The organism is Citrobacter sp. C6_1 (genome assembly GCF_014596835.2).
In the GTDB taxonomy this organism is placed as follows: domain Bacteria; phylum Pseudomonadota; class Gammaproteobacteria; order Enterobacterales; family Enterobacteriaceae; genus Citrobacter; species Citrobacter pasteurii.
Genome location: NZ_CP115031.1, coordinates 2,393,834 through 2,416,909, shown reverse-complemented (window position 1 = coordinate 2,416,909; position 23,076 = coordinate 2,393,834). Strand labels below are relative to the sequence as shown.

The window sequence follows — 23,076 nt, the reverse complement described above, 5'->3', positions numbered from 1 at the left end:
ATACCTTCTACAACCCGATCTGCGGCAGGGAAGCAGGGCAATGGAACATCTGCCCAGAGAATAACCAGACCGAGCAGTAAGTGAGAGCACAATGTCAAACAAACCCTTTCATTATCAGCATCCTTTTCCCCTCAAAAAGGATGATACCGAATACTATCTGCTGACCAACGACCATGTTTCCGTTGCCGAATTTGAAGGGCAGGAGATTGTCAAAGTTGCGCCTGAGGCCTTAACTTTGCTGGCTCGCCAGGCGTTTCATGACGCATCGTTTATGTTGCGACCTGCACATCAGCAGCAGGTTGCAGACATTCTGCGTGATCCGGATGCCAGCGAAAACGATAAATATGTCGCCCTGCAATTCCTGCGTAACTCTGATATCGCGGCAAAGGGCATCCTGCCAACATGTCAGGACACTGGCACGGCGATTATCGTGGGTAAAAAAGGACAGCGTGTCTGGACCGGCGGCGGTGACGAAGCGGCGCTGGCGCGTGGGGTTTATAACACCTACATCGAAGATAACCTGCGCTATTCACAAAACGCCGCGCTGGATATGTACAAAGAGGTGAACACCGGTACCAATCTGCCAGCACAGATTGACTTGTATACCGTCGACGGCGATGAATACAAATTCCTGTGTATTGCCAAAGGCGGCGGTTCGGCGAACAAAACCTATCTGTACCAGGAAACCAAAGCGCTGCTCACGCCTGGCAAATTAAAAAATTACCTGGTGGAGAAGATGCGTACGCTGGGAACCGCAGCTTGCCCACCGTACCACATCGCGTTTGTGATTGGCGGAACGTCCGCAGAAGCCACGCTGAAAACGGTGAAACTGGCTTCGGCGAAATACTACGATGAGCTGCCGACCGAAGGTAACGAGCACGGTCAGGCATTCCGTGATGTTGAACTGGAAAAAGAGTTGCTGATTGAAGCGCAGAACCTTGGTTTAGGTGCCCAGTTTGGCGGGAAATATTTCGCGCACGATATCCGTGTGATCCGCTTGCCGCGTCACGGCGCGTCGTGCCCGGTTGGCATGGGCGTTTCTTGTTCAGCGGATCGTAATATTAAAGCCAGGATCAACCGTGAAGGGATCTGGATTGAGAAGCTCGAACACAATCCTGGCAAATATATCCCGGAAGAACTGCGTCAGGCAGGTGAAGGCGAAGCCGTGCGCGTCGACCTGAACCGTCCGATGAAGGATATCCTGGCACAGTTGTCGCAATATCCGGTTTCTACCCGCTTGTCGCTGAATGGTACGATCATCGTTGGACGTGACATAGCGCATGCGAAACTGAAAGAACGTCTGGATAACGGTGAAAGTTTGCCGCAGTATGTTAAAGATCACCCAATCTATTACGCCGGACCGGCAAAAACGCCGGAAGGTTATGCATCTGGCTCGCTTGGTCCAACCACTGCCGGTCGCATGGATTCCTATGTTGATCAGCTTCAGGCCGCGGGCGGGAGTATGATCATGCTGGCAAAAGGAAACCGCAGCCAGCAGGTTACTGACGCTTGCCATAAGCATGGCGGTTTCTACTTAGGCAGCATTGGCGGGCCAGCGGCTGTGCTGGCTCAGGGCAGTATCAAGAGTCTGGAGTGCGTGGAATATCCCGAACTGGGGATGGAAGCCATCTGGAAAATTGAAGTGGAAGATTTCCCGGCGTTTATCCTGGTGGATGACAAAGGGAACGATTTCTTCCAGCAAATTCAGACGTCGCAGTGCGCACGCTGCGTTAAGTAACGTCAGCCGCCCTACGGGGCGGTTTTTTTTACCGCACGAACCACCAAACGACAGTTTTTTCCTCGTTAATACTCATAAGACCAATGCAAGTGGGCAATGTCGAAACATAACCTAATCAATCGTTAATATAAGGAGCAGGTAATGGTAACGGTACGCCGCGAGAATGATTCAATGGGTGCGATCGATGTTCCGGCCGATAAACTCTGGGGCGCGCAAACTCAACGATCGCTGGAGCATTTTCGCATTTCAACAGAGAAAATGCCGGTCTCGCTGATCCACGCGCTGGCGCTGACTAAGCGGGCCGCTGCGAAGGTTAACCAGGATTTGGGGTTGCTGGCTGCGGAGAAAGCCTCCGCCATCATGCAGGCTGCAGACGAGGTGCTGGCAGACAAACATCGTGATGAGTTTCCGCTGGCTATCTGGCAGACTGGCTCCGGCACGCAAAGCAATATGAATATGAATGAGGTGCTGGCAAACCGGGCCAGCGAATTGTTGGGTGGTGTGCGGGGGATGGAGCGAAAAATACATCCGAACGATGACGTCAACAAAAGCCAAAGTTCAAATGATGTTTTTCCCACGGCAATGCATGTCGCCGCGCTGTTGGCTTTGCGTGAGCATCTGATCCCTCAGCTGAATGTGTTGACCACCACGTTACGTGAAAAATCGCATGCCTTCGCCGACATTGTCAAAATCGGCAGAACCCATTTACAGGATGCGACGCCCCTGACGCTGGGCCAGGAAATCTCAGGCTGGGTGGCAATGCTGGAACATAACCTGAAGCATATTGAACATAGTCTGCCGCACGTTGCTGAACTGGCGTTGGGCGGTACGGCGGTAGGGACCGGGCTGAACACCCACCCGGAGTATGCCGGGCGGGTTGCGGATGAACTGGCTGCGTTGACTTCTGCACCTTTTGTTACCGCGCCGAATAAATTCGAAGCGCTAGCCACCTGTGATGCACTGGTACATGCCCACGGTGCGCTCAAAGGCCTGGCTGCATCGCTGATGAAAATCGCCAATGATGTACGCTGGCTGGCATCCGGTCCGCGCTGCGGCATTGGTGAAATTTCTATTCCTGAAAATGAACCGGGCAGTTCCATCATGCCGGGTAAGGTTAACCCGACACAATGTGAAGCCCTGACTATGCTGTGCTGTCAGGTCATGGGTAACGATGTTGCCGTTAATATTGGCGGGGCTTCAGGGAATTTTGAACTGAACGTCTATCGCCCGATGGTTATCCACAACTTCCTGCAATCGGTTCGCCTGTTGGCTGATGGTATGGAAAGCTTCAACGAACACTGTGCGACAGGGATCGAGCCAAATCGTGAACGCATTGATCAGTTGCTCAACGAGTCACTGATGCTGGTAACCGCGCTAAACACCCATATCGGTTACGATAAAGCGGCTGAGATTGCTAAAAAGGCGCATAAAGAAGGACTGACCTTAAAAGCGTCAGCCCTGGCGCTGGGATATTTAACCGAGGCCGAATTCGACAGTTGGGTCCGCCCGGAACTGATGGTCGGTAGCATGCGACCAGGTCGTTAATCCGCTACATACAGGTGCAGCCGTGGGATAATCAGTCTTAACGGTTGCGCCTGAGGTTTAAAACGGTGCTGAACATTATCAGCATCGTAGTTCAGTAATCCTCCGATATCCGGCACCGTCATGCCGTTTTCGTTATTTATTAGCGCAATTAATGGCGTCGGGCAGGCATATTGCACCTGTTTTTGCTGCCCTTTGTACCAGACACGAGCGATGGGTTGTACTTTGACCGGGCGTTTGATCTTCAATTTTGCCTGCTGTGGCAGGGCAGCAATGTCCTGATATTCGCGCTCAAGCCTGGCCTGCCACTCTTCGCGAGTCCACGGATGCACGCTGCGCGGTGATGTCAGGCTCTTTTCCAGTTGTTGCAGTACCTCATCACGTGTCAGGTTCTTAATAATATGCTTGTTGGCCCAGCCAAATCGCAGGGTAGCCGGATCTCTGACGACCGTTAGCGTTCGATAGGCGTTCAACGTAATCAGCCCCGGCAGGTGGCGGTGCACCCATTCAAAACGCGCCGCCGATGGCAGACCAGAATCTACGGTGACAATACGCTCAAAGGTGGTTTTAAGCTGATTAATACGTTGTATTTGCTCTTCCAGCACGGCTTGTGTGCCGGTATTCACCTGATAGCAGAGTACCCCCGGCAGGCGGACAGCCGCTTTGCTACTGCGATTCTCGGACTGCTGTTGAATAAACAGGTGGCGAAAGTGGCGTAGTGCCAGGGTTTCCGCCTCTTTACCCAGGTGCTGTTTAACGTCGATGGTTTCCAGTGGCGCGTGTTCTGCCTCTTTCACCACCTCCGGCAAAGAGAACACGCGAGCAACCAGCAGCGTCTGCTGTTGCAATTGCCCGGTGAGGTGTGCCAGTTGTTGTTCCATCTGGCGAAAGGTTCCGTTTAAGCGTTCGACAAGATCATAGCGAGCCATAGGTTTACCATTTTAGTTACAACATACTTTTTTATAGCACAAGACACTCAGCCTGACCACCGAGCGGTGTAGGTCAGGCAGCTGAAAATTCAGGTATGTTATGCCAGACAGGCCAACTGAAGGAGAAGCGGGCACCACCCAGTTCACTTTCATCACAGATCACAGTACCGCCCATAGCCAGAGCGATGGAGTGGACGATGGCGAGGCCAAGTCCGCAGCCACCTGTCGCCCGGTCACGGCTGGGATCCAGACGTACAAACGGTTCAAAAATTTGCTCGCGCGCAGCTGGCGCGATGCCGGGGCCATCATCTTCGACGATCAGCGTTGCCTGACTCCCATTGAGTTGCAGGCTGGCTTGCACAGTAGACTGGCAGTAACGCAGCGCGTTGTTTAATAAATTATCCAGCACACGCTCCATCAAACGCATATCCAGCGCGCCGTAGTCTCCGATCTGAAGATGGCGCAGGCGTACCGAACGATCGGGATTGACGCTTTGTACATCTTCCAGATGGGTTGTTAGCCACATGGGCAGGTCCGGAACACTGAGTTTTAGCTCATTTTGCGGCCGATCCAGACGAGCATAGGTGAGCAATTCTTCAATTAACGCTTCCAGTTGACCAATATCGCGGTTTAGCGCCTGCGATTCCTGCTCGGTGAGGTTATCGCTCATTTCCAGCCGATAACGTAAACGTACCAGTGGGGTACGAAGCTCATGGGCAATGCCGTCTATCAGCTGTTTTTTACTGGCAATCAGGGCATTGATATTGTCTGCCATTTGGTTAAACGCCACGCCCAGACGCTCAAAGCTTGATCCGCTGTCAAAGTGCAACCGCTCATTAAGATGCCCTTCACCAAAACGCTGCGCAGCGGCCTCCAGTCTGAGCATCTCTTGCCAGTGTGGGCGCATCCAGATCAGCACAGGGAAGGCCAATGAAATAGCAATGAAGGCCATCAGCGCGACGTCCAGCAAGCGCATCTGGTGCAGGAAATAGAGATAAGGTACCGGGCCGACGGCTAGTACATAGTGGCTTCGCGGAATCCGTTGAATAAAGGTGTACTGATCGTCGAGCGCAACGATATCGCCTTCCCGCAAGCGCTGCATGGTGGGAGCATCCAGATGGTATTTATTCAACGATTCTACACGAAGATCAAAAGACAGATTTAAATCCATCTCTTTCAGGGTTTTCCCCCAGTCACGCGGTGGGATTTCGCGTAATTCGCTGCGCATCAGGTACAACGAGCTTTTCATCAAGTCGTCGAGCGACTGTCTGCCTGCACGTTCTGCGGTGAATTTGTACACCAGGCCAACCAGCAGGGTCATCACCAGAAAACAGACAAACAACAAGAGATAAAACTGCACAAACAGCTTTTTCATCAAAATCACCAGACGCTCAAAGGGTTAGCAAATCTCATCGAAAATGTGCGGATGCGGATAACTTTCCGAATGCCATCAAACACACTCAGTGGAGCAGATTACACTGTATCCACTATTTCTGCATTGCCATGCTCCGCTCGGCGCTTTGGCATGTATGACGTATAATGCGGCTTTGATGCATTCTGATCTATTCCACAACGAATAAAATGAACCTCAATCGTTTCTGTTACTTGCTACTGATTTTGGCTGCGTCAGGCAGTATGTTCACCTCACATTCCTTTGTCATGTGGTGCCTGCTTGCTAATGTTTTGACGCTGGTGATTTACGGCGCAGATAAAATGGCGGCGCGTAAGGCCTGGCACAGAGTGCCAGAATCCACTTTGCTGGTGTTTGGCGTGGTGGGCGGGTGGCCTGGTGCGATTGCGGGCCAACAACTCTTTCGCCATAAAACACAAAAACAGCCATTTAAAACCTATTTCATAATCAGTATCTTACTGAGTGTTTCAGCGATGGCAGCTGTTTATTGGCTCTTTGCATTTTCATCTTCCTGAGCATCAATCACGAGCATTAAAAACAGCGGAGACAGGATGATATGAAGATCTATATTATCGACCAGAATGGCGATTTAGCCTTACAAAACGGTCGCAGTATTGTTGTTGAGTTTGCTGATGGCAAATCGCTTGAACTGGCTGGTAGCCCACAACCGTTACCGGAGGGAATCCCTGACGGGATCCATATTTGGGGCGGCAGAATTCCGTATCAAACGTCAGAAGAAGTGAAGACCTCGCAACTGGATTTCAAACCGGTAGCGGCCAATGGCATGATTGTTTCACCGCTCCCGATCAAAGAATCTGATTTCTGTATAACAGGGATGTTTATTGCAGATGATGACGGTTCTCTGCAACTGCTAAAAGTGAGCAGGGTGGTTATCGCGCTTGATAATGGCAAAACCCTGGAGTTCATGGAACATTATGCCAACAATGGGCTGCTGGTATGGGGAGGACGTGAGCCCGATCTGCAACGTCCTCTTGAAGAAGTTAAGCAAAGAACCGAGAGCCTTGGATTGTATCTACTGGCAGGCAACGTTGTTCATGTATTTCCCTATAAAGTGGAGTAACAATATGTTTTATCGCCTCAAGGTTCAATCAAATAAGAGGCCGCATTGGATAAATCTGTAGTCAATGGCTGGCTATCGATCCCAAAGGACTGGTGGGTGAGCGCGGGTTTGATTACGCCAATATCTTTACCAATCCGGATCTTGCCGATCCCGCCAGGCCTGTCGCCATTGAGCCTGAAATATTCACGCAACGCGTGAATATCGTGCGCGAAACTGCCGGGATAGAACGGCAACGTTTGTTGATGTGGATTATTGCCTGGTGTGGACTATCGTCCGCCAGGTTTATGCAAGAGGGGGACAGTGCGACGGTCCCCCTGCGTGTCGCAGAGTTAGCGATTGCGGAACTCGCCTCAGGTAGTCATCAACTTTGATCTACGACACTGGGCTGGTAATTCTTAAGGGTTATCATTAGTCTGGTAAACGTTTTAATAATCAATCAGTGAACGGTGGTGTGTTGGTGAGTTCAAATTTAACGGGCCGTGAACGATGAGCCCATTGCTTTCATTATTAAAAAAACGCCCGAACATTCTTTTGTTGATGGTTATACTCATTGGGGCAAACATCGTCGCGTGGCTATGGGCTTTCACCGCGTTTAGCAACAACACTTCGTTACTGGCGCTGAGCCTGATCGCGTGGTGTTATGGTTTGCGTCATGCAGTCGATGCCGACCATATCGCCGCTATCGATAACGCGACGCGAAAGCTCATGCAGCAGAACAAACGAGCCCTGACGACGGGAGCCTGGTTTTCCCTCGGGCACTCCACCATCGTCGTGCTGGCAAGCATTGGTATTGCTCTGACCACCAGCGTGTTTAAGCAGCATATGGTATGGTTTCAGAATATTGGTGGAATTATCGGAACCACCGTTTCTGCCGCATTTCTGCTTATTCTGGCTACCATCAACCTCATCATTTTCTGTCAGGTCTGGAAGGCGTTCCGCCATCTGAAACGTTCCGGTATTTATGATCTCTCCACGGAAGATGCCACGGTTTCAGGTCCGCTGAATTGGCTATTCCGCTCAGCCTTCAGGTTGGTTGGGAAAGACTGGCACATGTATTTTGTTGGTTTCTTATTTGGCCTGGGCTTTGACACCGCGACTGAAATCTCGTTATTGGGCATATCGGCTTCAAGCGCCTCCAACGGGATGTCTGTCTGGTCCATTTTAGTATTCCCGGCGCTGTTTACTTGCGGTATGGCGCTGATTGACTGCCTCGACAGTATTCTGATGGTTGAGGCCTACGGATGGGCGTTCAATAAGCCGCAGCGTAAGCTCTATTACAATATGACCATTACCGGGACTTCCGTGATCGTTGCGCTATTTATTGGCGGAGTGGAGGCGCTGGGGCTTCTTTCGCAGGCGTTTTCACTGCAGGGAGGGTTGTGGGATGCCGTCAGTGATTTGAGTGACCATATGGGGAATGTCGGGTTTGCCATTATTGGCCTCTTTATCGGCTGCTGGATTATTTCTGCAGTAAATTACCGTTGGAAAAAATACGACGGACTGACGTTTAGTTAATGCAAAAAAGCCTTCCTGTTCACAGAAGGCTTTAATCATACAGAAAGACTGACTAACTCGCGTTGACGCGTTGCGGTTCTTCAGTTCGCTTGTTCAGGAACCTGTTTGCCAGCACGCCTGACATCATAGAACCATTCACGTTTAATGCCGTTCTGGCCATATCGACAACAGGCTCGATGGCGATGAAAATCCCCACCAGTGCGACCGGGAAATTAAGCGTTGAAAGGACGATCAGCGCAGCGAATGTTCCGCCGCCGCCTACGCCAGCAACGCCGATAGAGCCCAGCGCAATTGCAGGCAGCATGGCGAGTAGAAAATGAACCGATAGCGGATCAATCCCAATTGTTGGCGCAATCATCGCTACCATAATGGCAGGGTAGATCCCTGCGCAGCCGTTTTGACCCATGCTTGAGCCAAATGAGGCCGCGATATTGGCAATTGTATTTTGCACGCCAAACTTTTCCTGAGCGGAAATAGCCAGCGGAATAGATGCCGCACTGCTGCGTGAAACAAATGCAAAGGTTAATACCGGCCAGACGGTTTTAAAATAGTGAACAGGATTATTGCCACTCAGCACCAGTATTAGCGCATGAACAATAAACATCACCAGAATTGCAAGATAACAGGCGGCGATAAAGCCTAACAGACTGGCAAATTGCTCCAGGCGATATGCTGAAAATACGCCAGCCATTAATGCCATCACGCCATAAGGGGTGAGGGCAATAACGATGCGTACCATCTTCATCACCCAAATCTGAATGGCGTTAATGCCAGCACTTAATTTTTCACCTTCTTGCGGGGCGTCTTGTTTGACCTTTAATAATGCCACGCCAGCCAGTAGCGTGAAGATAACTATGCCAATAACGGAAACGTTTCTGGCGCCAGTCAGGTCGAGAAAAATGTTGGTAGGTATCAGCGATGTAATTAGTTTTGGCAGCGAAATGGCAGCCGTTTTACTCACATCATCAGCCGTCAGCGTGGACTGCATATGAACAAACGCGCTGGCGTCCAGACCTAATACATGCGCTGTCAGTAGCCCAACAAATCCGGCAATCATCACCAGACAGAGCATACATCCGACGATGGTTAATGACATTTTCCCAATGCCTGCATTGTTTTCAAGCTTATTAATGGCCGAGAGAATAGAGATGAATATCAGCGGAACCGCAACCAGCTTCAGTAAATTCACATAGCCGTTGCCAATAACGTTATACCAGTCGATAACCGTTTTACTGTCGTCAGTTGCAATGAGATGCAGGGATAAGCCGATAATGGCACCTAAAAAAATAGCGATGAAGACACTTTTTGAAAGGGAGTGATTTTTTTGGTTGATTCTGAAAATAGCCCATGAACAAACCAAAAAAAACGCGATATACGCGAACGTAACGAACATAGTGTAGCCTCTTGCCTCATTCAGCACCTGAAATGCCGGAAAGAGAGTTGTCATTGCGAAATAAACCTATGAACCCTAAGGGTTCAGGACCGGAACGGATTATAGGGAGCGAGGAGGTGAGCGGCCATACAAAAAATGTGTAATGGAACTGGATGGCGTTTGTATGCCTGTTATGTAGCCGATTGCATGTGACAGTGTAACGTGAAAGGGTGAGTTTGGCCGATCAACGTGACCGGCCCGGCGGATTACTTCTGAGTCTCGTCGTCCCAGGCGTGCGGCGCGAACAAATAACCTTTGTTGCGTACCGTTTTGATTCGGTAGGGTTCCGTCGCGTTATCGAGCAGTTTTTTACGTAACCGGGAGATCGCGACATCCACGCTGCGATCCATGCCGTCATAACTTACGCCGCGCAGATTCTTTAGCAACGCATCGCGGTCCATAATCTGCCCGGCATGGGTTGCCAGTTCCCAAAGTAACTCAAAATCCGCCGTAGAGAGGGCGACTTGTTCACCGCCGAGCAGCACAGACCGATTTGTTGGGTCAATGGTCAGGGTGCCAAAACGCAGCGTGGTGTGTGGGGTGATGGTGGCAGCCTGAATCCCTTTAGCCTGGGCTGAATGTTCGTTTTGGCGTAAATGCAGGCGCAGGCGAGCGAGCAGCACCGCCGGTGGTGTGGTTTTCAGGATATAATCGCAGGCACCCATTTCGAGGGCCAGAATATGGTTCATGTCACTGTCCAGCGAAGTCAGCAGGACAATTGGACCTTGCCAGCGCCCACGCAAATCACGGCAAATAGTCATACCGTCCTTACCTGGAAGCATAATATCTAACAACACCAGATCGGGTTGCACTTGCAGAATTTTCACTTCGGCCAAATCACCACGAGGTTCAACGATAACCTCAATATCATGCCGGGCCAGATAGGCCGCAATCAGCGAACCTACTTCGGGATCATCTTCAACAAATACGATGGTGTTCATATCATTCATTTTGAATATAAAACGCCAACATACACCGCCATCGTTTTTCCTTCCATTAATCTTTTCTAAACGAGAACGCTTCCGTTATGCTAGAGGCTGATGTTATTGATGTGTTAAGGCAAAACGATGGGGCTCGTAGTAAAAGCGGCGCTGGGCGCGCTGGTAGTGGTGCTGATTGGTTTACTGGCTAAAACAAAGAATTATTATATTGCGGGGTTAATTCCACTGTTCCCGACCTTTGCGCTGATAGCTCACTATATTGTGGCCAGTGAGCGTGGAATAGAGGCATTACGTACAACTATCGTCTTCAGCATGTGGTCGATTATTCCCTATTTTGTCTACCTCATTTCACTGTGGTACTTCACTGGTTTTATGCGTTTACCCGTCGCGCTCATTGGCTCGGTAGTCTGCTGGAGCCTGAGCGCGTGGTTGCTGATCTTTTGTTGGATAAAACTGCACTAGCGCAGGTGGCGACCACCGTCAACGGCAAAGCTGCGGCCGGTGACAAAGCAGCTGGTAAACAGGTAGTCTATTAAATCAATGACTTCTTTTTCACCGGGCGCTGTTTTCATCAATGATTTATTCAGCGCCTGCTGACGATATTCTGCATCGTCACCCTCGTTAAACAGGATTAGCGAGGGGGCGATTGCGTTAACTTTCACTTCCGGAGCCAGTTTGCGGGCGAATGAACGGGTCATGTTATCCAGAGCAGCTTTACTGGCAGCATACGCAATATGCTTGTCACTGCCGCGTTCTACGACGTAATCAGTAAAATGGATAATATCGCTGGCTGCATGCCCATGTCCGCGCAGCAGGCCTTCCAGCGCGTGATTAAGCAGGTAAGGGGTATTCACGTGGATCTGCATCATACTGGACAGCACCTCAGAAAGCGGTAGCCCCGGTTTTTCGGCAAGCCAGGCGCTGGCATTATGCACAATAGCGCGTAAACCTTCGGTACGGGCTTTCACTTCCCTGGCAAAAGCGAGTACACCTTCGTCGGTCGCGAAGTCAGCCTGAATACACAGTGCACCCGCCTCTTGCAGGCCATCAATCGCCGGGTAGTGTGTCCGGTAGCTGACGATCACTGGCTGCTTTTGATTCAGAAAATGCCACGCGATGGCGAGACCGATGCGACGGCCCCCTCCGGTGATAAGTATTGGCAAAGCGGGCTTTTTACCCATCGAGTTCTCCATGAGTCGCAAACGATGGGTCAACTATTTAACCCATCAGCATCCAGGTCGCTGGAACAGCTGCTACAAGAAGCAGGCCGATCAAAGCCATTTCCTGGCGTTTTAATACGTTGTCATGCGCGTGAGTTTTGCGGGCATAAAGGAAAACCAGCAACCCCGGAGCATACAGCACCACGGACAACAACAGGTGCATCGGACCTGACGCGTACAGTAACCATAAGCCATAAATGCATGCACCGACACCAACAGCCTGATGAATTGGGCGGGTCGCTATTTTCAGCAAAAATGCGCCGACGAGGAAATAGGGCACCAGAATCATCTCTGAGGCAATAGTCAGCAACGTATTGTAGTCAGAACCTGTGAGCCAGATCAGCACCAGACAGACCTGTACGCAGATGTTAGTCAGCCACAGTGATGCAGAAGGCGCACCTTGCGCATTCTGACGGGCAAAAATACGCGGGAATGCTTTGTGCGTGGATGCCAGAAACGGGACTTCCGCCGCCATAATCGTCCAGCTCAAATAGGCGCCACAGACAGAGACAATCAAACCCGCGGCGATAATGATTTCGCCCCATGGCCCCATCATTTTAACCATCAGGCCAGCCATTGATGGGTTGCGGATTTCAGCCAGTTCCGGGCGAGCGACCACGCCAAGAGAAAGCAAGGTCACCAGCAGGTAGACGCCAAGAGCGGCAAGTACTGCCAGCAACGTCGCGCGCCCGACATCGCGTTTGTTCCGCGCCCGCGCGGACACCACGACAGCGCCTTCCACACCGATAAACACCCACAGGGTGATAAGCATGGTGTTTTTAACTTGCTCCCAGACAGGAACACCCAGTTTCACACCGGTAAAGTCCAGGCTAAAGGTGTCGAGCTTAAATAACATAAATGCCAGAACGATAAACAGGCCAAGCGGCAGTAGCTTCGCCAGCGTCGCCACCAGATTAATGCTGGCGGCTGTCTGTACACCACGTAACACCAGAAAATGCACGACCCACAGCAGTACCGATGCGCCAACAATAGACTGCCAGGTATTCCCGTCGCCAAACAGACGCAACGCAGGTGTATCGGTAAAGAAGCTAAGTGCGGAAAAGACGATAACCAGATAGGAAACGTTAGCGATAACGGCGCACAGCCAATATCCCCACGCGGAACAGAAACCGATCAGCTCTCCGAAGCCTTCACGCGCGTAGGTAAAGATACCGCCGTCCAGTTCCGGGCGGATACGCGTCAGGATAAGCATGGCAAACGCGAGCAGCAGGATCCCCGCACCCGTAATCGCCCAACCAATCAATAACGCTGCCGGGCTGGCTACCGCAGCCATATTTTGTGGCAGGCTGAAAACACCGGCACCAAGCATGGAGCTTAGAACCAGCGCTGTCAGTGCGCTCAGACCCAATTTCTTTTCCATTTGTATCCAGTTACAAAAACGAGAGTGAGAGAATAATTATTTTGGCAAATCGCATAAAAATGGTGAAAGCGACTCAAGGCGCGGGATTTTACGGAGAGAAGACAACGCATGCAATGGGGATAGGCAGATTTGTGACTAAAAATGCTAAAGGCGGCATAAAGCCGCCTTTTATTGTTACAACTGTCTGTTACTTATACAGGTCGGCGCTGATGGTCATGTTGTTACCACGTTCCGACCACTGGCGGGTAATGTGGTAGTACTTGGCACCTTTTTTCGCTGCACGTTTCGCAACCTGGTAAGATACTTCGGTCATGTTGCCATAGTTACCGGTGAACTTGATGCTGTCGAACGGCACCATCATCGCGGCGGTAGCTTTGTTCAACTCTTCAACTTTAGTACCGTCAGGCAGGGTGACAGTGTAACGTCCGCCTTTAGTTGACTGAGTTTCGAAGAAACGACCCACTTCGGCACTCGGAGACGCGGTTGTTGCCACGCCTGGGATTTCAACTTTCTTCGCGGCTTCGCCGCCGGCTGCTAACGCGGCACGTCCGGCATCAGAATCGGCAGGGATCGCATCAGGGCTTTGAACAACACGTTTTTTCGCATCTTCTTTGTAGATGAATGCGGTAATACGTTGGTTACCCCCCTGGTTGGCATCAACCTGGCGTACGATATAAAAAGAGTAAGCCCCTTTTTCTTTCGCCACTTTGGTGATGGCATCATTTACTTCAGGCTGGCTGCGGTAGAAACCCTGAACCGTAACGGTATCGAAAGGTTCAATCAGAACAGCCTGGTCTTTCGGTAATTCCATAACGCCGTTGATGACGCGATTTTTGGTGACTTCTGCTTTTTCAGCGTCGGCTTTATAGATATCGGCGACGACGCGCCAGTTACCGCCACTGCCAAAATCTGAGGTATCAACAACATAAAAGGAGGCTGCACCGTCTTTATCTGCACGACGGGATACGGCGTCTACCGCATCACCGATAGCATTAAAACGACCGGTAACCACAATGCGGTCATAGGGTTTCAGGGCCGCTGCTTGCTCCGGCGTCAATTCTGTCGCTGCATTTACAGAAAAAGCAGTCGCAGAAAGAAGAGCGGACGCCAGGAGAGTGTTCTTAAGCTTCATAAAAATAATCCTTCGCCTTGCGCAAACCAGGTACTGGTATTGTTATTGACTAGAAACGTGGCTGATTATTGCATTTAAATTGTGTCAGTGTCTGCGTGATTTTTCACTCATCGTGCCACCCATGCTAACAACATCGATAACATTTAGTGATATGTCTAAAAATTCGGCATTTGGCGGCTAAAACTGATAAAGCAGTTGAATTTTATAAGTTAATTTAATGTTAATCAATTGTTCTATGGTGGCGCTTAATCATGTTTTGCCGCTTCGCTTGAGCGAATTATCAGCCTTTGCGGGCTATTTAAAGGGCATTATCCCTGCTTGCGAGTGAATTCATTCCTGTTTTGCAAATTTCATAATAAATACTGTTTTTTGGCGCTAGATCACAGGCGTCATTTTCAGTAGCTTATACAGAGTTTGTTACTGTTTTATTTTATTGAGGTAACACTGAGCTCTCTCGGGAGTGTGCGCATGCCTCTTGCGAACATTGATAAACCATCATCAAAAATACAGATGGAAGGGAACATTATGCGAATTGGCATACCAAAAGAACGGTTAACCAATGAAACCCGTGTTGCAGCCACACCGAAAACGGTTGAGCAGCTGCTGAAGCTGGGTTTTAGCGTCGCGGTTGAAAGCGGCGCAGGTCAACTGGCTAGTTTTGACGATAAGGCGTTTGTGCAAGCAGGCGCAGAAATTGTTGACGGGAATACTGTCTGGCAGTCAGAGATTATCCTGAAGGTCAATGCGCCAGAAGCGTTTGAGATTCCGTTGCTTAATCCGGGTACCACGCTGGTGAGTTTTCTCTGGCCTGCGCAGAACCCTGAACTACTGCAAAAACTCGCAGAGCGAAATGTGACGGTCATGGCGATGGATTCCGTGCCGCGAATTTCGCGCGCGCAGTCACTGGATGCCTTAAGCTCGATGGCCAACATTGCCGGGTATCGTGCAATTGTTGAAGCGGCACATGAGTTCGGACGGTTCTTTACCGGGCAAATTACCGCGGCGGGTAAAGTGCCTCCTGCCAAGGTGATGGTGATCGGTGCTGGCGTGGCGGGATTGGCCGCTATCGGTGCGGCAAACAGCCTCGGGGCGATTGTTCGCGCCTTTGACACACGCCCGGAAGTAAAAGAACAAGTTCAGAGTATGGGCGCTGAGTTCCTCGAACTGGACTTTAAAGAAGAAGCGGGCAGCGGCGATGGCTACGCCAAAGTGATGTCCGAAGCGTTTATAAAAGCGGAGATGGAACTGTTCGCCGCTCAGGCAAAAGACGTCGACATCATCGTTACCACCGCGCTGATCCCGGGGAAACCAGCGCCGAAACTGATCACGCGTGAGATGGTTGATTCGATGAAGCCCGGCAGCGTGATTGTCGATCTCGCCGCGCAAAATGGGGGTAACTGCGAGTATACCGTTGCCAATCAGGTGACCACCACCGAGAACGGCGTCAAGGTTATCGGCTATACCGATTTGCCGGGTCGTTTGCCGACTCAGTCTTCACAATTGTATGGCACCAACCTTGTCAACTTGCTGAAACTGTTATGCAAAGAGAAAGACGGCAACATCACCGTTGATTTTGACGATGTAGTGGTGCGCGGCGTGACAGTGGTTCGCGATGGTGAAATTACGTGGCCTGCACCACCCATCCAGGTTTCTGCTCAGCCACAAGCGGCGCCTAAAGCTGCACCTGCACCACAGGAAGAGAAAAAACCTGCATCCCCATGGCGCAAATATGCGCTGATGGCGTTGGTGGTGATTCTGTTTGGCTGGCTAGCCGATGTTGCGCCAAAAGAGTTCCTCGGACACTTTACGGTGTTCGCTCTTTCTTGCGTGGTGGGTTACTACGTGGTGTGGAATGTCTCGCATGCGTTGCATACCCCGCTGATGTCCGTGACTAACGCTATCTCCGGGATCATCGTCGTGGGGGCATTATTACAAATTGGCCAGGGCGGCTGGGTGAGTTTCCTGAGTTTTATCGCGGTGCTTATTGCCAGCATTAATATTTTCGGTGGCTTCACCGTGACTCAGCGCATGCTGAAAATGTTCCGGAAAAACTAAGGGGTAACATATGTCTGGAGGATTAGTTACAGCTGCATACATTGTTGCCGCAATCCTGTTTATTTTTAGTCTGGCGGGGCTTTCCAAACACGAAACGTCTCAACAGGGTAACAACTACGGCATCGCCGGGATGGCGATTGCGTTGATTGCCACGATTTTTGGCCCGGATACCGGCAACGTCGCCTGGATTCTGGTTGCAATGATCATTGGTGGCGCAATTGGTATTCGTCTGGCGAAAAGAGTCGAGATGACCGAGATGCCGGAGCTGGTGGCGATTCTGCACAGCTTCGTCGGTCTGGCAGCCGTACTGGTTGGTTTCAACAGCTATCTGTATCACGATACCGGTCTGGAACCGATCCTGGTGAACATTCACCTGACTGAAGTGTTCCTCGGCATCTTTATCGGTGCAGTAACCTTCACCGGTTCTATCGTGGCGTTTGGTAAACTGCGCGGCAAGATCTCATCTAAGCCGCTGATGCTGCCGAACCGCCATAAATTGAACCTGGCGGCGCTGGTGGTTTCTTTCCTGCTGCTGGTGGTGTTTGTTCGTACCGAGAGCGTGGGCCTGCAGGTTCTGGCGCTGCTGGTGATGACCATTATCGCACTGGCGTTTGGTTGGCACCTGGTTGCATCCATCGGTGGGGCCGATATGCCGGTCGTCGTCTCTATGCTGAACTCCTATTCAGGATGGGCAGCAGCAGCGGCAGGCTTTATGCTGAGCAACGATCTGCTGATCGTTACGGGTGCGCTGGTCGGTTCCTCGGGTGCGATCCTGTCTTACATTATGTGTAAGGCCATGAACCGTTCTTTCATCAGCGTTATTGCGGGTGGGTTTGGTACTGACGGTTCCTCAACCGGTGATACCGAAGAAGCAGGTGAACATCGCGAGATTAATGCTGAAGATACCGCTGAAATGCTGAAAAACTCGCATTCTGTGATTATCACCCCGGGCTACGGTATGGCGGTGGCGCAGGCGCAGTATCCGGTGGCGGAAATTACTGAGAAACTGCGCGCCCGTGGTATCAAAGTCCGCTTTGGTATTCACCCGGTAGCAGGGCGTTTGCCTGGTCATATGAACGTGCTGTTGGCGGAAGCCAAAGTGCCGTATGACATCGTGTTGGAAATGGATGAGATCAACGATGATTTCGCCGACACCGATACCGTTCTGGTTATTGGCGCGAACGATACGGTGAACCCGGCAGCGCAGGATGATCCGCGCAGCCCGATAGCCGGAATGCCGGTGCTGGAAGTGTGGAAAGCGCAGAATGTTATCGTGTTCAAACGCTCAATGAACACCGGTTATGCAGGTGTGCAGAACCCGCTGTTCTTTAAAGAAAACACCCATATGTTGTTTGGCGATGCCAAAGCCAGCGTGGATGCGATCCTGAAAGCGCTGTAACCGTCAGCAAAAACTGAAACGGCCTCTGCGGAGGCCGTTTTGCATTTTACTCTTTGTTGAGATCGCTCAGTAGTACGGCAATGTTTTGACCGCCATTGGTTTGCTCAAGCGCGATTTTCACAATGATGGTTAGCGGAACAGAAAGCAGCATCCCAACAGGGCCGAGCAGCCAGCCCCAAAAAATCAGCGACAGGAATACCACCAGCGTAGAAAGTCCCAGCCCACGCCCCATGATGCGGGGTTCGAGGATATTGCCGAATACCAGGTTAATCACAAGATAACCAGCCAGCACGAGCAACGCGTCGTAAAAACCACTGAATACCAGTACCTGAGCAATAGGGGGAATCGCTGCCAGCACCGAACCGATGTTAGGGATATAATTCAGGGCAAAGGCCAGTAGTCCCCAGACAAACGCGAAGCGGACATCCAGTGCGGCAAGCATGCCCCAGGCAGCCAGGCCGGTGACGATACTGATGGCGGTTTTTAGCACCAGATAGTGTGAGACACTGTCGATAGCGCGTTGGATTGCGGCCATTCCCTCAAGAGGGCGGCTCATCATTTGTTTTAGTTTTCCGGGGAGTTGCGGTACTTCCAGCAGCATAAAAACCACAGTCAGCAACAGTAGAAATATCGAGGACATCGCATTAGAGAGTTGTGTCAATAAATTGGTGACCAGCGTCATCGCAGCGTTCGGATCGACATATTTCACCAACTCGTCTACGGAAACACCGATCCCCGCACGTTGTAGCCACGGTTCGATATTTTTCAGTGGGATAACCAATGACGAACGATATTGCGGCAGTGTCCGTGCCAGCTCATTTAAGGATGTACCTAAATAAGCCAGAAGCAGCACCATTAGCATGACAATAATAACAACCAGCAATGACACGGCGAATACACGCGGTATGCGGAGCTTAACCATGCGCTGTACTACGGGATTAAGCACGACGGCGATAAATAACGCCAGAATAAACGGTACGATGATATCGGCGGCAAATCGGATACCGGTTAAAATGATAACCAACATGCCAAGCATAATAACTATTTTTAGGCCGTTAAGCGTGATGATCGGTTTTGCCATGTGAATCCCTGAGTTTTTTATCAATATAATAATGTGATCTGCCTCGAGCCGTTATAACAAAAATCAAACGAGCCGGGTAAAGAAGTGAAAAGATTTTGAGTTCGCATTGAACCTATGATACAAATCATCTGTGTTTAACTACCGAGGACAATTATCATCCGCGATGATGAGAAGCAACACTGCGGATAATTGTAATATTATGGACAATACGTTCAGGATGTTTTTGCGTTTACCTACACTTCTTCGTACCTCCTCCACTTTCTTGCTTGCGGGTGAGCAACACTGGCGCAACGCGCTTTAGTCCCTTCTTCTGCCTGAGCTGGCGTTATGCGCTGAGCTATCTGATTCTATTTTTTGGTTTACTGCATGCAGTAGGCCCAAAGGACTATATTCTCAAGCAGGAGAAGCATCATGTTTTACTGGATATTATTAGGTCTGGCCATTGCGGCTGAAATTACCGGTACGCTGTCAATGAAATGGGCCAGCGTAGGCCATGGTAATGCGGGCTTTATTTTAATGCTGGTAATGATCGCCTTATCGTATATTTTTCTCAGTTTTGCCGTTAAAAAAATTGCCCTTGGTGTGGCCTATGCCTTATGGGAAGGTATCGGAATTTTATTTATTACGTTGTTTAGCGTGTTGTTATTTGACGAAACCTTGACCACGATGAAAGTTGCTGGACTGGTCTCGCTGGTGTTAGGCATTGTGTTGATCAAATCGGGTACACGCAAGCCGGCAAAAGCGAGGAGGGAGGTGACCCATGCAGCAGTTTGAGTGGGTTCACGGCGCCTGGCTTGGAATGGCCATCGTTCTTGAAATCGTTGCTAACGTCTTCTTAAAATTTTCCGATGGTTTCCGCCTTAAGGCTTATGGCGTGTTGTCGCTGGTGGCGGTGTTAGCGGCCTTTAGTGCGCTGTCCCAGGCGGTAAAGGGGATCGACCTTTCTGTCGCCTACGCGCTGTGGGGAGGATTCGGGATCGCCGCAACGTTAGCCGCAGGATGGGTGCTTTTTGGTCAGCGCCTGAATAACAAAGGCTGGATTGGCGTCGCCTTGCTTCTGGCCGGAATGATAATGATCAAACTTGCCTAATCTACGTGCTGCCCGCAAACGTGGGCAGCATGCGTCATCCTTTCGCCAGTGCTTCTAGTTTATCGCGAAAACCCGTCACAGAAATGGCGCGATTATCCGCCCGCCAGCGATCTTTTGCTGCTGGAGCGGAGCTTTGCACACCAATCAATTGCCAGCCTGAATCTGTCTTTAACATCAATGGGGAGCCGCTGTCGCCAGGGAGCGTATCGCACTGATGCGACAAGACTGTATTTTGCGCCCAGCCAGTTACCGCGCAATCCTGATGCGTGTACAGGTCATCCAGGTGATCTTCCGGGTACCCCGACTGAGTCACTTTACGGTCCGCAGCTTTTAGCGCAGCGGTTAACGCGGCTTTATCACCGTCAAATAAAGGTAGCGGCGTGATCCCGGAGGGGGGATAACGTAACACCACGAGACCAAAATCCCACGGGGCTGCAGAAGGTGGGACAATCCAGCCGTCACCATCTGCTTTTAAACGCTTGCCGAGAGAGGGATCAACCCGTCCTTCAATGCCGTGAATTTCATAGCGCCAGATACCCTTTTTCGACACAAAACGTAGCGCGACGGCTTTATCCGGCTTGCCTTTTGGTGGGGTGAGTAAGCAGTGCCCGGCGGTCAGGGCCAGGTGGGGTGAAATGAGCGTAGCCGTACACAGGTTACCGCTGGCGGTTTCCAGTTGCCCGATAGCGTCCCACGGTGATTGCGTTGGGTCAGTCACCCTCACACGATCGTCATGACCAAAAAACAGCGTTTTTATGTTATCGGCTTCAGCAATGGTCGTTGCAGGCTGCTCCGCGTGTGCAACGACAGGAAATAGACAAATTGAACCCAGTAATACCGCAATGGTTTTATGCATATCACACTCTGGTGGGGAATTATGATTATTAACAGCAAACCCTCAGTTAATACTATAGACGGGACGGCGGGAAAGTGGGAGTAAAATCAGAGAACTACACTCAGGAAAGATAAAAATGCATGGCGATAAGAGCGCAAATTATCAGGGTAATAAGAATGAACTCAAAGCGGTAATGTGACACCATTTTACCCTCCGAAAAGCGGCGCTAAATCAGTCTGATTTAGCGCCGTATGCTATGGCGTGGGGGACGCCATGGTTGCTACAGATGTTTTATGCAGCCGGTTGAGCAGCTGGTTTAGCGGTTTCGTGTTTTACTGCTTTTTTGGTGTGTTTTTTAGCAGCCTGAGCTTTCTGCTCTGCGGCTGGTTTAGTTGCTGCTTTTTTGGTGTGTTTTTTAGCAGCCTGAGCTTTCTGCTCTACAGCCGGTGTAGCTGCGGATTTTTTAGCGTGCTTTTTAGCGGCCTGTGCTTTCTGCGGAGCTGCTTTGTGCTGTTTTTTATGATGAGTGGTTTTTGCCGGTGCGGCTTTCGTGGTCGCAGCCGCAGCCGCAGCCGCAGTCGGAGCGGTAGTAGCAGTTGTTTCAGCAGCAAATGCAGCGGAAGACAGACCCATAGCAGCGGCAACAACCAGAGCTAATACTTTTTTCATTCTCATACCCTCGATTTGGTTTTTCATTCAACCCCACTGCGGGGCCGTTGAAATAACTATATCGCTGTAATCTCTGGGCTTCCGTGAGTCATTGGTTTCGGCGTGTAACCGTTTGTACAATGACTCACGGTATACGATTACAGATAGCGGGCTTCCAGATGGGCGCGGAAATAGCGGCTGCTCAGCGGCTCTCCGGTTGCCTGGGTAATGAGCTGTTCGGTCGTGAAACGACTGCCATGTTGCCAGATATTCTGGCGCAACCAGTCAAACAAGGCGCTAAAGTCTCCTTGCGCAATGGCGTGGTTTAAGTCTGGCAATGCACGGTTAGCTGCACTGAAAAGCTGGGCTGCATACATCGCCCCCAATGTGTACGAAGGGAAGTAGCCAAAACCACCATCGGTCCAGTGGATATCCTGCATACAGCCGTTACGGTAGTTCCCGATCGTAGAAAGCCCTAACCAGGCCTGCATTTTTTCATTCCACAAGGCAGGAATATCATCAACCTCAATGTCGCCGTTAATCAACGCACGCTCAATTTCATAACGCAGGATCACGTGAGCAGGATAGCTAACTTCGTCAGCGTCAACGCGGATAAAGCCCGGTTTGACCTGCTGGTTCCAGGCGATGAAATTGCTTTCCTCAAAGGCGGGTTGATCGCCAAAATGCCGGGTTACTGCGGGAATTAACCGTTTCAGAAACGCCGGGCTGCGGCCTAATTGCATTTCAAAGAACAGGCTCTGAGATTCATGGATGGCGGTTGATCGTGCCAGAGCAATAGGTTGTCCTGCCCAGTTCTGAGGTAAATTTTGCTCATAACGCGCATGACCTGTCTCATGAATGACGCCAAATAACGCGCTGAGCAGTTCGTTTTCATCATAGCGGGTGGTAATCCGGACATCTTGCGGTACGCCACCGCAGAACGGATGTGCACTGATGTCCAGGCGCCCCGCGGTAAAATCAAAACCTAACTGCGCCATGGTTTCAAGACCCAGCTCACGCTGAACTGCAGTCGGGAAGGGGCCTGTCGGGGCGATAAGTGATTGCTGTGATTGTTTTGCCACCACCTTATTGAGCAATTCGGGTAGCCAGCTCTTGATGTCGGCAAAGAGAATATCCAGCCGGGCGCTGGTCATCTCTGGTTCAAAGACATCCAGCAATGCGTCGTAGGGCAAACATCCTTTCGCTTCTGCACGCAGTCGGGCTTCTTCGCGGCTGTACTTAACCACCTCTTTCAGGTTTTCAGCAAAACCTTCCCAGTCATTGGCAGGGCGTTGGCTGCGCCAGGCATGTTCGCAACGACTACCCGCCAGTGATTTCGCTTCTACCAGTGATTCGGGTAGCAAGGACGCTTGATGATGTAGCCGTGACATTTCGCGCAGATTGGCCTGCTCGACATCGTTCAGGTCTTCCTGCTGTGCGGCGGCGATCCACTTTGCCACGTTGGCATCGGTTAACAGTTGATGTTCAAGCACGCTCAGTTCAGCCAGCGCTTCACCCCGGGCTTTGCTACCGCCAGGCGGCATCATGGTAAACATGTCCCAACTGGCGATTGCCGAGAGGTGGGAAAAGCGAGAGAGGCGCTGGAACGTGCGGGTAAGTTGATGGTAATTATCACTGTTACTCAT

At 50.8% G+C, this 23,076-nt stretch carries 21 protein-coding genes and 1 pseudogene; 11 read left to right on the top strand and 11 right to left on the bottom strand.

What is annotated here, in order from left to right:
- The first annotated feature begins 91 nt into the window (after positions 1-91).
- Positions 92-1,738 carry a class I fumarate hydratase gene (fumB, locus tag IB196_RS11735; RefSeq protein ID WP_005121189.1) on the top strand — a complete coding sequence of 549 codons (1,647 nt, stop codon included), beginning with the start codon at positions 92-94 and terminating at the stop codon, positions 1,736-1,738.
- 141 nt (positions 1,739-1,879) lie between these two features.
- Complete coding sequence (gene fumC, locus IB196_RS11730; protein WP_005121188.1) at positions 1,880-3,283, top strand: class II fumarate hydratase; 1,404 nt, start codon at positions 1,880-1,882, stop codon at positions 3,281-3,283.
- Here the strand turns inward: fumC and tus are convergent.
- Both tus and rstB read right to left on the bottom strand, forming a co-directional pair.
- Positions 3,280-4,209 carry a DNA replication terminus site-binding protein gene (gene tus, locus IB196_RS11725; protein ID WP_040233857.1) on the bottom strand — a complete coding sequence of 310 codons (930 nt, stop codon included), beginning with the start codon at positions 4,207-4,209 and terminating at the stop codon, positions 3,280-3,282. The two genes, fumC and tus, sit on opposite strands and share 4 nt — an antisense overlap.
- Positions 4,210-4,282: 73 nt before the next feature.
- Positions 4,283-5,584: a two-component system sensor histidine kinase RstB gene (rstB, locus tag IB196_RS11720; RefSeq protein ID WP_188232212.1), complete on the bottom strand. Its 1,302-nt coding sequence runs from the start codon at positions 5,582-5,584 to the stop codon at positions 4,283-4,285.
- 206 nt (positions 5,585-5,790) lie between these two features.
- Between rstB and IB196_RS11715 the strand changes: the two genes are divergently transcribed.
- The 4 genes and pseudogenes from IB196_RS11715 to IB196_RS11700 all read left to right on the top strand — a co-directional run bounded on the left by IB196_RS11715 (position 5,791) and on the right by IB196_RS11700 (position 8,216).
- Positions 5,791-6,135 carry a DUF1294 domain-containing protein gene (locus IB196_RS11715; RefSeq protein WP_188232213.1) on the top strand — a complete coding sequence of 115 codons (345 nt, stop codon included), beginning with the start codon at positions 5,791-5,793 and terminating at the stop codon, positions 6,133-6,135.
- 41 nt (positions 6,136-6,176) lie between these two features.
- Positions 6,177-6,701, top strand: a complete 525-nt coding sequence (locus IB196_RS11710) for a hypothetical protein (RefSeq protein ID WP_005121183.1) — start codon at positions 6,177-6,179, stop codon at positions 6,699-6,701.
- 59 nt (positions 6,702-6,760) lie between these two features.
- Positions 6,761-7,072: pseudogene (locus tag IB196_RS11705) on the top strand (aminoglycoside phosphotransferase family protein); the annotation flags it as partial.
- Between the two features lie 115 nt (positions 7,073-7,187).
- A complete protein-coding gene (locus IB196_RS11700; protein WP_149691587.1) occupies positions 7,188-8,216 on the top strand; it encodes a HoxN/HupN/NixA family nickel/cobalt transporter in 1,029 nt (342 codons plus the stop codon).
- A gap of 52 nt (positions 8,217-8,268) precedes the next feature.
- Here the strand turns inward: IB196_RS11700 and IB196_RS11695 are convergent, their stop codons facing one another.
- A complete protein-coding gene (locus IB196_RS11695) occupies positions 8,269-9,609 on the bottom strand; it encodes an L-cystine transporter (protein ID WP_188232214.1) in 1,341 nt (446 codons plus the stop codon).
- 245 nt (positions 9,610-9,854) lie between these two features.
- Complete coding sequence (gene rstA / locus IB196_RS11690; RefSeq protein ID WP_040233906.1) at positions 9,855-10,589, bottom strand: two-component system response regulator RstA; 735 nt, start codon at positions 10,587-10,589, stop codon at positions 9,855-9,857.
- A 126-nt stretch (positions 10,590-10,715) separates the two neighbouring features.
- Between rstA and IB196_RS11685 the strand changes: the two genes are divergently transcribed.
- Positions 10,716-11,051 (top strand): GlpM family protein, encoded by a 336-nt coding sequence (locus tag IB196_RS11685; protein ID WP_005121178.1) that lies wholly within the window; start codon positions 10,716-10,718, stop codon positions 11,049-11,051.
- Here IB196_RS11685 and folM read toward each other — a convergent pair.
- The 3 genes from folM to ydgH all read right to left on the bottom strand — a co-directional run bounded on the left by folM (position 11,048) and on the right by ydgH (position 14,322).
- Positions 11,048-11,770: a dihydromonapterin reductase gene (gene folM, locus IB196_RS11680; RefSeq protein ID WP_188232215.1), complete on the bottom strand. Its 723-nt coding sequence runs from the start codon at positions 11,768-11,770 to the stop codon at positions 11,048-11,050. The genes IB196_RS11685 and folM overlap by 4 nt on opposite strands.
- A 37-nt stretch (positions 11,771-11,807) precedes the next feature.
- On the bottom strand, positions 11,808-13,190 hold the full coding sequence (locus tag IB196_RS11675; RefSeq protein WP_048211728.1) for an amino acid permease: 1,383 nt from the start codon (positions 13,188-13,190) through the stop codon (positions 11,808-11,810).
- A gap of 187 nt (positions 13,191-13,377) precedes the next feature.
- Positions 13,378-14,322 carry a DUF1471 family protein YdgH gene (gene ydgH, locus IB196_RS11670; protein ID WP_005121175.1) on the bottom strand — a complete coding sequence of 315 codons (945 nt, stop codon included), beginning with the start codon at positions 14,320-14,322 and terminating at the stop codon, positions 13,378-13,380.
- A gap of 525 nt (positions 14,323-14,847) precedes the next feature.
- Here ydgH and pntA point away from each other — a divergent pair.
- Positions 14,848-16,377 (top strand): Re/Si-specific NAD(P)(+) transhydrogenase subunit alpha, encoded by a 1,530-nt coding sequence (gene pntA, locus IB196_RS11665; protein WP_005121174.1) that lies wholly within the window; start codon positions 14,848-14,850, stop codon positions 16,375-16,377.
- A gap of 10 nt (positions 16,378-16,387) precedes the next feature.
- Complete coding sequence (gene pntB, locus IB196_RS11660) at positions 16,388-17,776, top strand: Re/Si-specific NAD(P)(+) transhydrogenase subunit beta (RefSeq protein WP_005121173.1); 1,389 nt, start codon at positions 16,388-16,390, stop codon at positions 17,774-17,776.
- 46 nt (positions 17,777-17,822) lie between these two features.
- On the opposite strand, the gene IB196_RS11655 is transcribed toward pntB, so the two are convergent.
- Positions 17,823-18,857, bottom strand: coding sequence for an AI-2E family transporter (locus IB196_RS11655; protein WP_188232216.1), 1,035 nt, complete (start codon positions 18,855-18,857; stop codon positions 17,823-17,825).
- 408 nt (positions 18,858-19,265) lie between these two features.
- On the opposite strand from IB196_RS11655, the gene mdtJ reads away from it, so the two are divergent.
- Entirely contained in the window at positions 19,266-19,631 is a 366-nt protein-coding gene (gene mdtJ / locus IB196_RS11650) for a multidrug/spermidine efflux SMR transporter subunit MdtJ (protein ID WP_161958620.1), read from the top strand.
- Positions 19,618-19,947, top strand: a complete 330-nt coding sequence (gene mdtI / locus IB196_RS11645; protein ID WP_188232217.1) for a multidrug/spermidine efflux SMR transporter subunit MdtI — start codon at positions 19,618-19,620, stop codon at positions 19,945-19,947. The genes mdtJ and mdtI overlap by 14 nt, the downstream gene beginning before the upstream one ends.
- Before the next feature lie 34 nt (positions 19,948-19,981).
- Here mdtI and IB196_RS11640 read toward each other — a convergent pair whose 3' ends face one another.
- From IB196_RS11640 to IB196_RS11630, 3 genes are all read right to left on the bottom strand, one after another.
- A complete protein-coding gene (locus IB196_RS11640) occupies positions 19,982-20,803 on the bottom strand; it encodes a serine protease (protein WP_005121169.1) in 822 nt (273 codons plus the stop codon).
- Between the two features lie 270 nt (positions 20,804-21,073).
- On the bottom strand, positions 21,074-21,451 hold the full coding sequence (asr, locus tag IB196_RS11635; RefSeq protein ID WP_188232222.1) for an acid resistance repetitive basic protein Asr: 378 nt from the start codon (positions 21,449-21,451) through the stop codon (positions 21,074-21,076).
- 137 nt (positions 21,452-21,588) lie between these two features.
- Positions 21,589-23,076 carry a carboxypeptidase M32 gene (locus IB196_RS11630; RefSeq protein ID WP_005121167.1) on the bottom strand — a complete coding sequence of 496 codons (1,488 nt, stop codon included), beginning with the start codon at positions 23,074-23,076 and terminating at the stop codon, positions 21,589-21,591.

Coding starts and splice junctions, on each gene's coding strand:
- pntA (WP_005121174.1), top strand. CDS start 14,848: ATGCGAATTGGCATACCAAAAGAACGGTTAACCAATGAAACCCGTGTT.
- pntB (WP_005121173.1), top strand. CDS start 16,388: ATGTCTGGAGGATTAGTTACAGCTGCATACATTGTTGCCGCAATCCTG.
- rstB (WP_188232212.1), bottom strand. CDS start 5,584: ATGAAAAAGCTGTTTGTGCAGTTTTATCTCTTGTTGTTTGTCTGTTTT.
- folM (WP_188232215.1), bottom strand. CDS start 11,770: ATGGGTAAAAAGCCCGCTTTGCCAATACTTATCACCGGAGGGGGCCGT.
- mdtI (WP_188232217.1), top strand. CDS start 19,618: ATGCAGCAGTTTGAGTGGGTTCACGGCGCCTGGCTTGGAATGGCCATC.
- IB196_RS11630 (WP_005121167.1), bottom strand. CDS start 23,076: ATGAGTAACAGTGATAATTACCATCAACTTACCCGCACGTTCCAGCGC.
- IB196_RS11710 (WP_005121183.1), top strand. CDS start 6,177: ATGAAGATCTATATTATCGACCAGAATGGCGATTTAGCCTTACAAAAC.
- IB196_RS11655 (WP_188232216.1), bottom strand. CDS start 18,857: ATGGCAAAACCGATCATCACGCTTAACGGCCTAAAAATAGTTATTATG.
- IB196_RS11715 (WP_188232213.1), top strand. CDS start 5,791: ATGAACCTCAATCGTTTCTGTTACTTGCTACTGATTTTGGCTGCGTCA.
- fumB (WP_005121189.1), top strand. CDS start 92: ATGTCAAACAAACCCTTTCATTATCAGCATCCTTTTCCCCTCAAAAAG.
- tus (WP_040233857.1), bottom strand. CDS start 4,209: ATGGCTCGCTATGATCTTGTCGAACGCTTAAACGGAACCTTTCGCCAG.
- IB196_RS11700 (WP_149691587.1), top strand. CDS start 7,188: ATGAGCCCATTGCTTTCATTATTAAAAAAACGCCCGAACATTCTTTTG.
- IB196_RS11685 (WP_005121178.1), top strand. CDS start 10,716: ATGGGGCTCGTAGTAAAAGCGGCGCTGGGCGCGCTGGTAGTGGTGCTG.
- IB196_RS11695 (WP_188232214.1), bottom strand. CDS start 9,609: ATGTTCGTTACGTTCGCGTATATCGCGTTTTTTTTGGTTTGTTCATGG.
- ydgH (WP_005121175.1), bottom strand. CDS start 14,322: ATGAAGCTTAAGAACACTCTCCTGGCGTCCGCTCTTCTTTCTGCGACT.
- IB196_RS11675 (WP_048211728.1), bottom strand. CDS start 13,190: ATGGAAAAGAAATTGGGTCTGAGCGCACTGACAGCGCTGGTTCTAAGC.
- IB196_RS11640 (WP_005121169.1), bottom strand. CDS start 20,803: ATGCATAAAACCATTGCGGTATTACTGGGTTCAATTTGTCTATTTCCT.
- fumC (WP_005121188.1), top strand. CDS start 1,880: ATGGTAACGGTACGCCGCGAGAATGATTCAATGGGTGCGATCGATGTT.
- asr (WP_188232222.1), bottom strand. CDS start 21,451: ATGAAAAAAGTATTAGCTCTGGTTGTTGCCGCTGCTATGGGTCTGTCT.
- rstA (WP_040233906.1), bottom strand. CDS start 10,589: ATGAACACCATCGTATTTGTTGAAGATGATCCCGAAGTAGGTTCGCTG.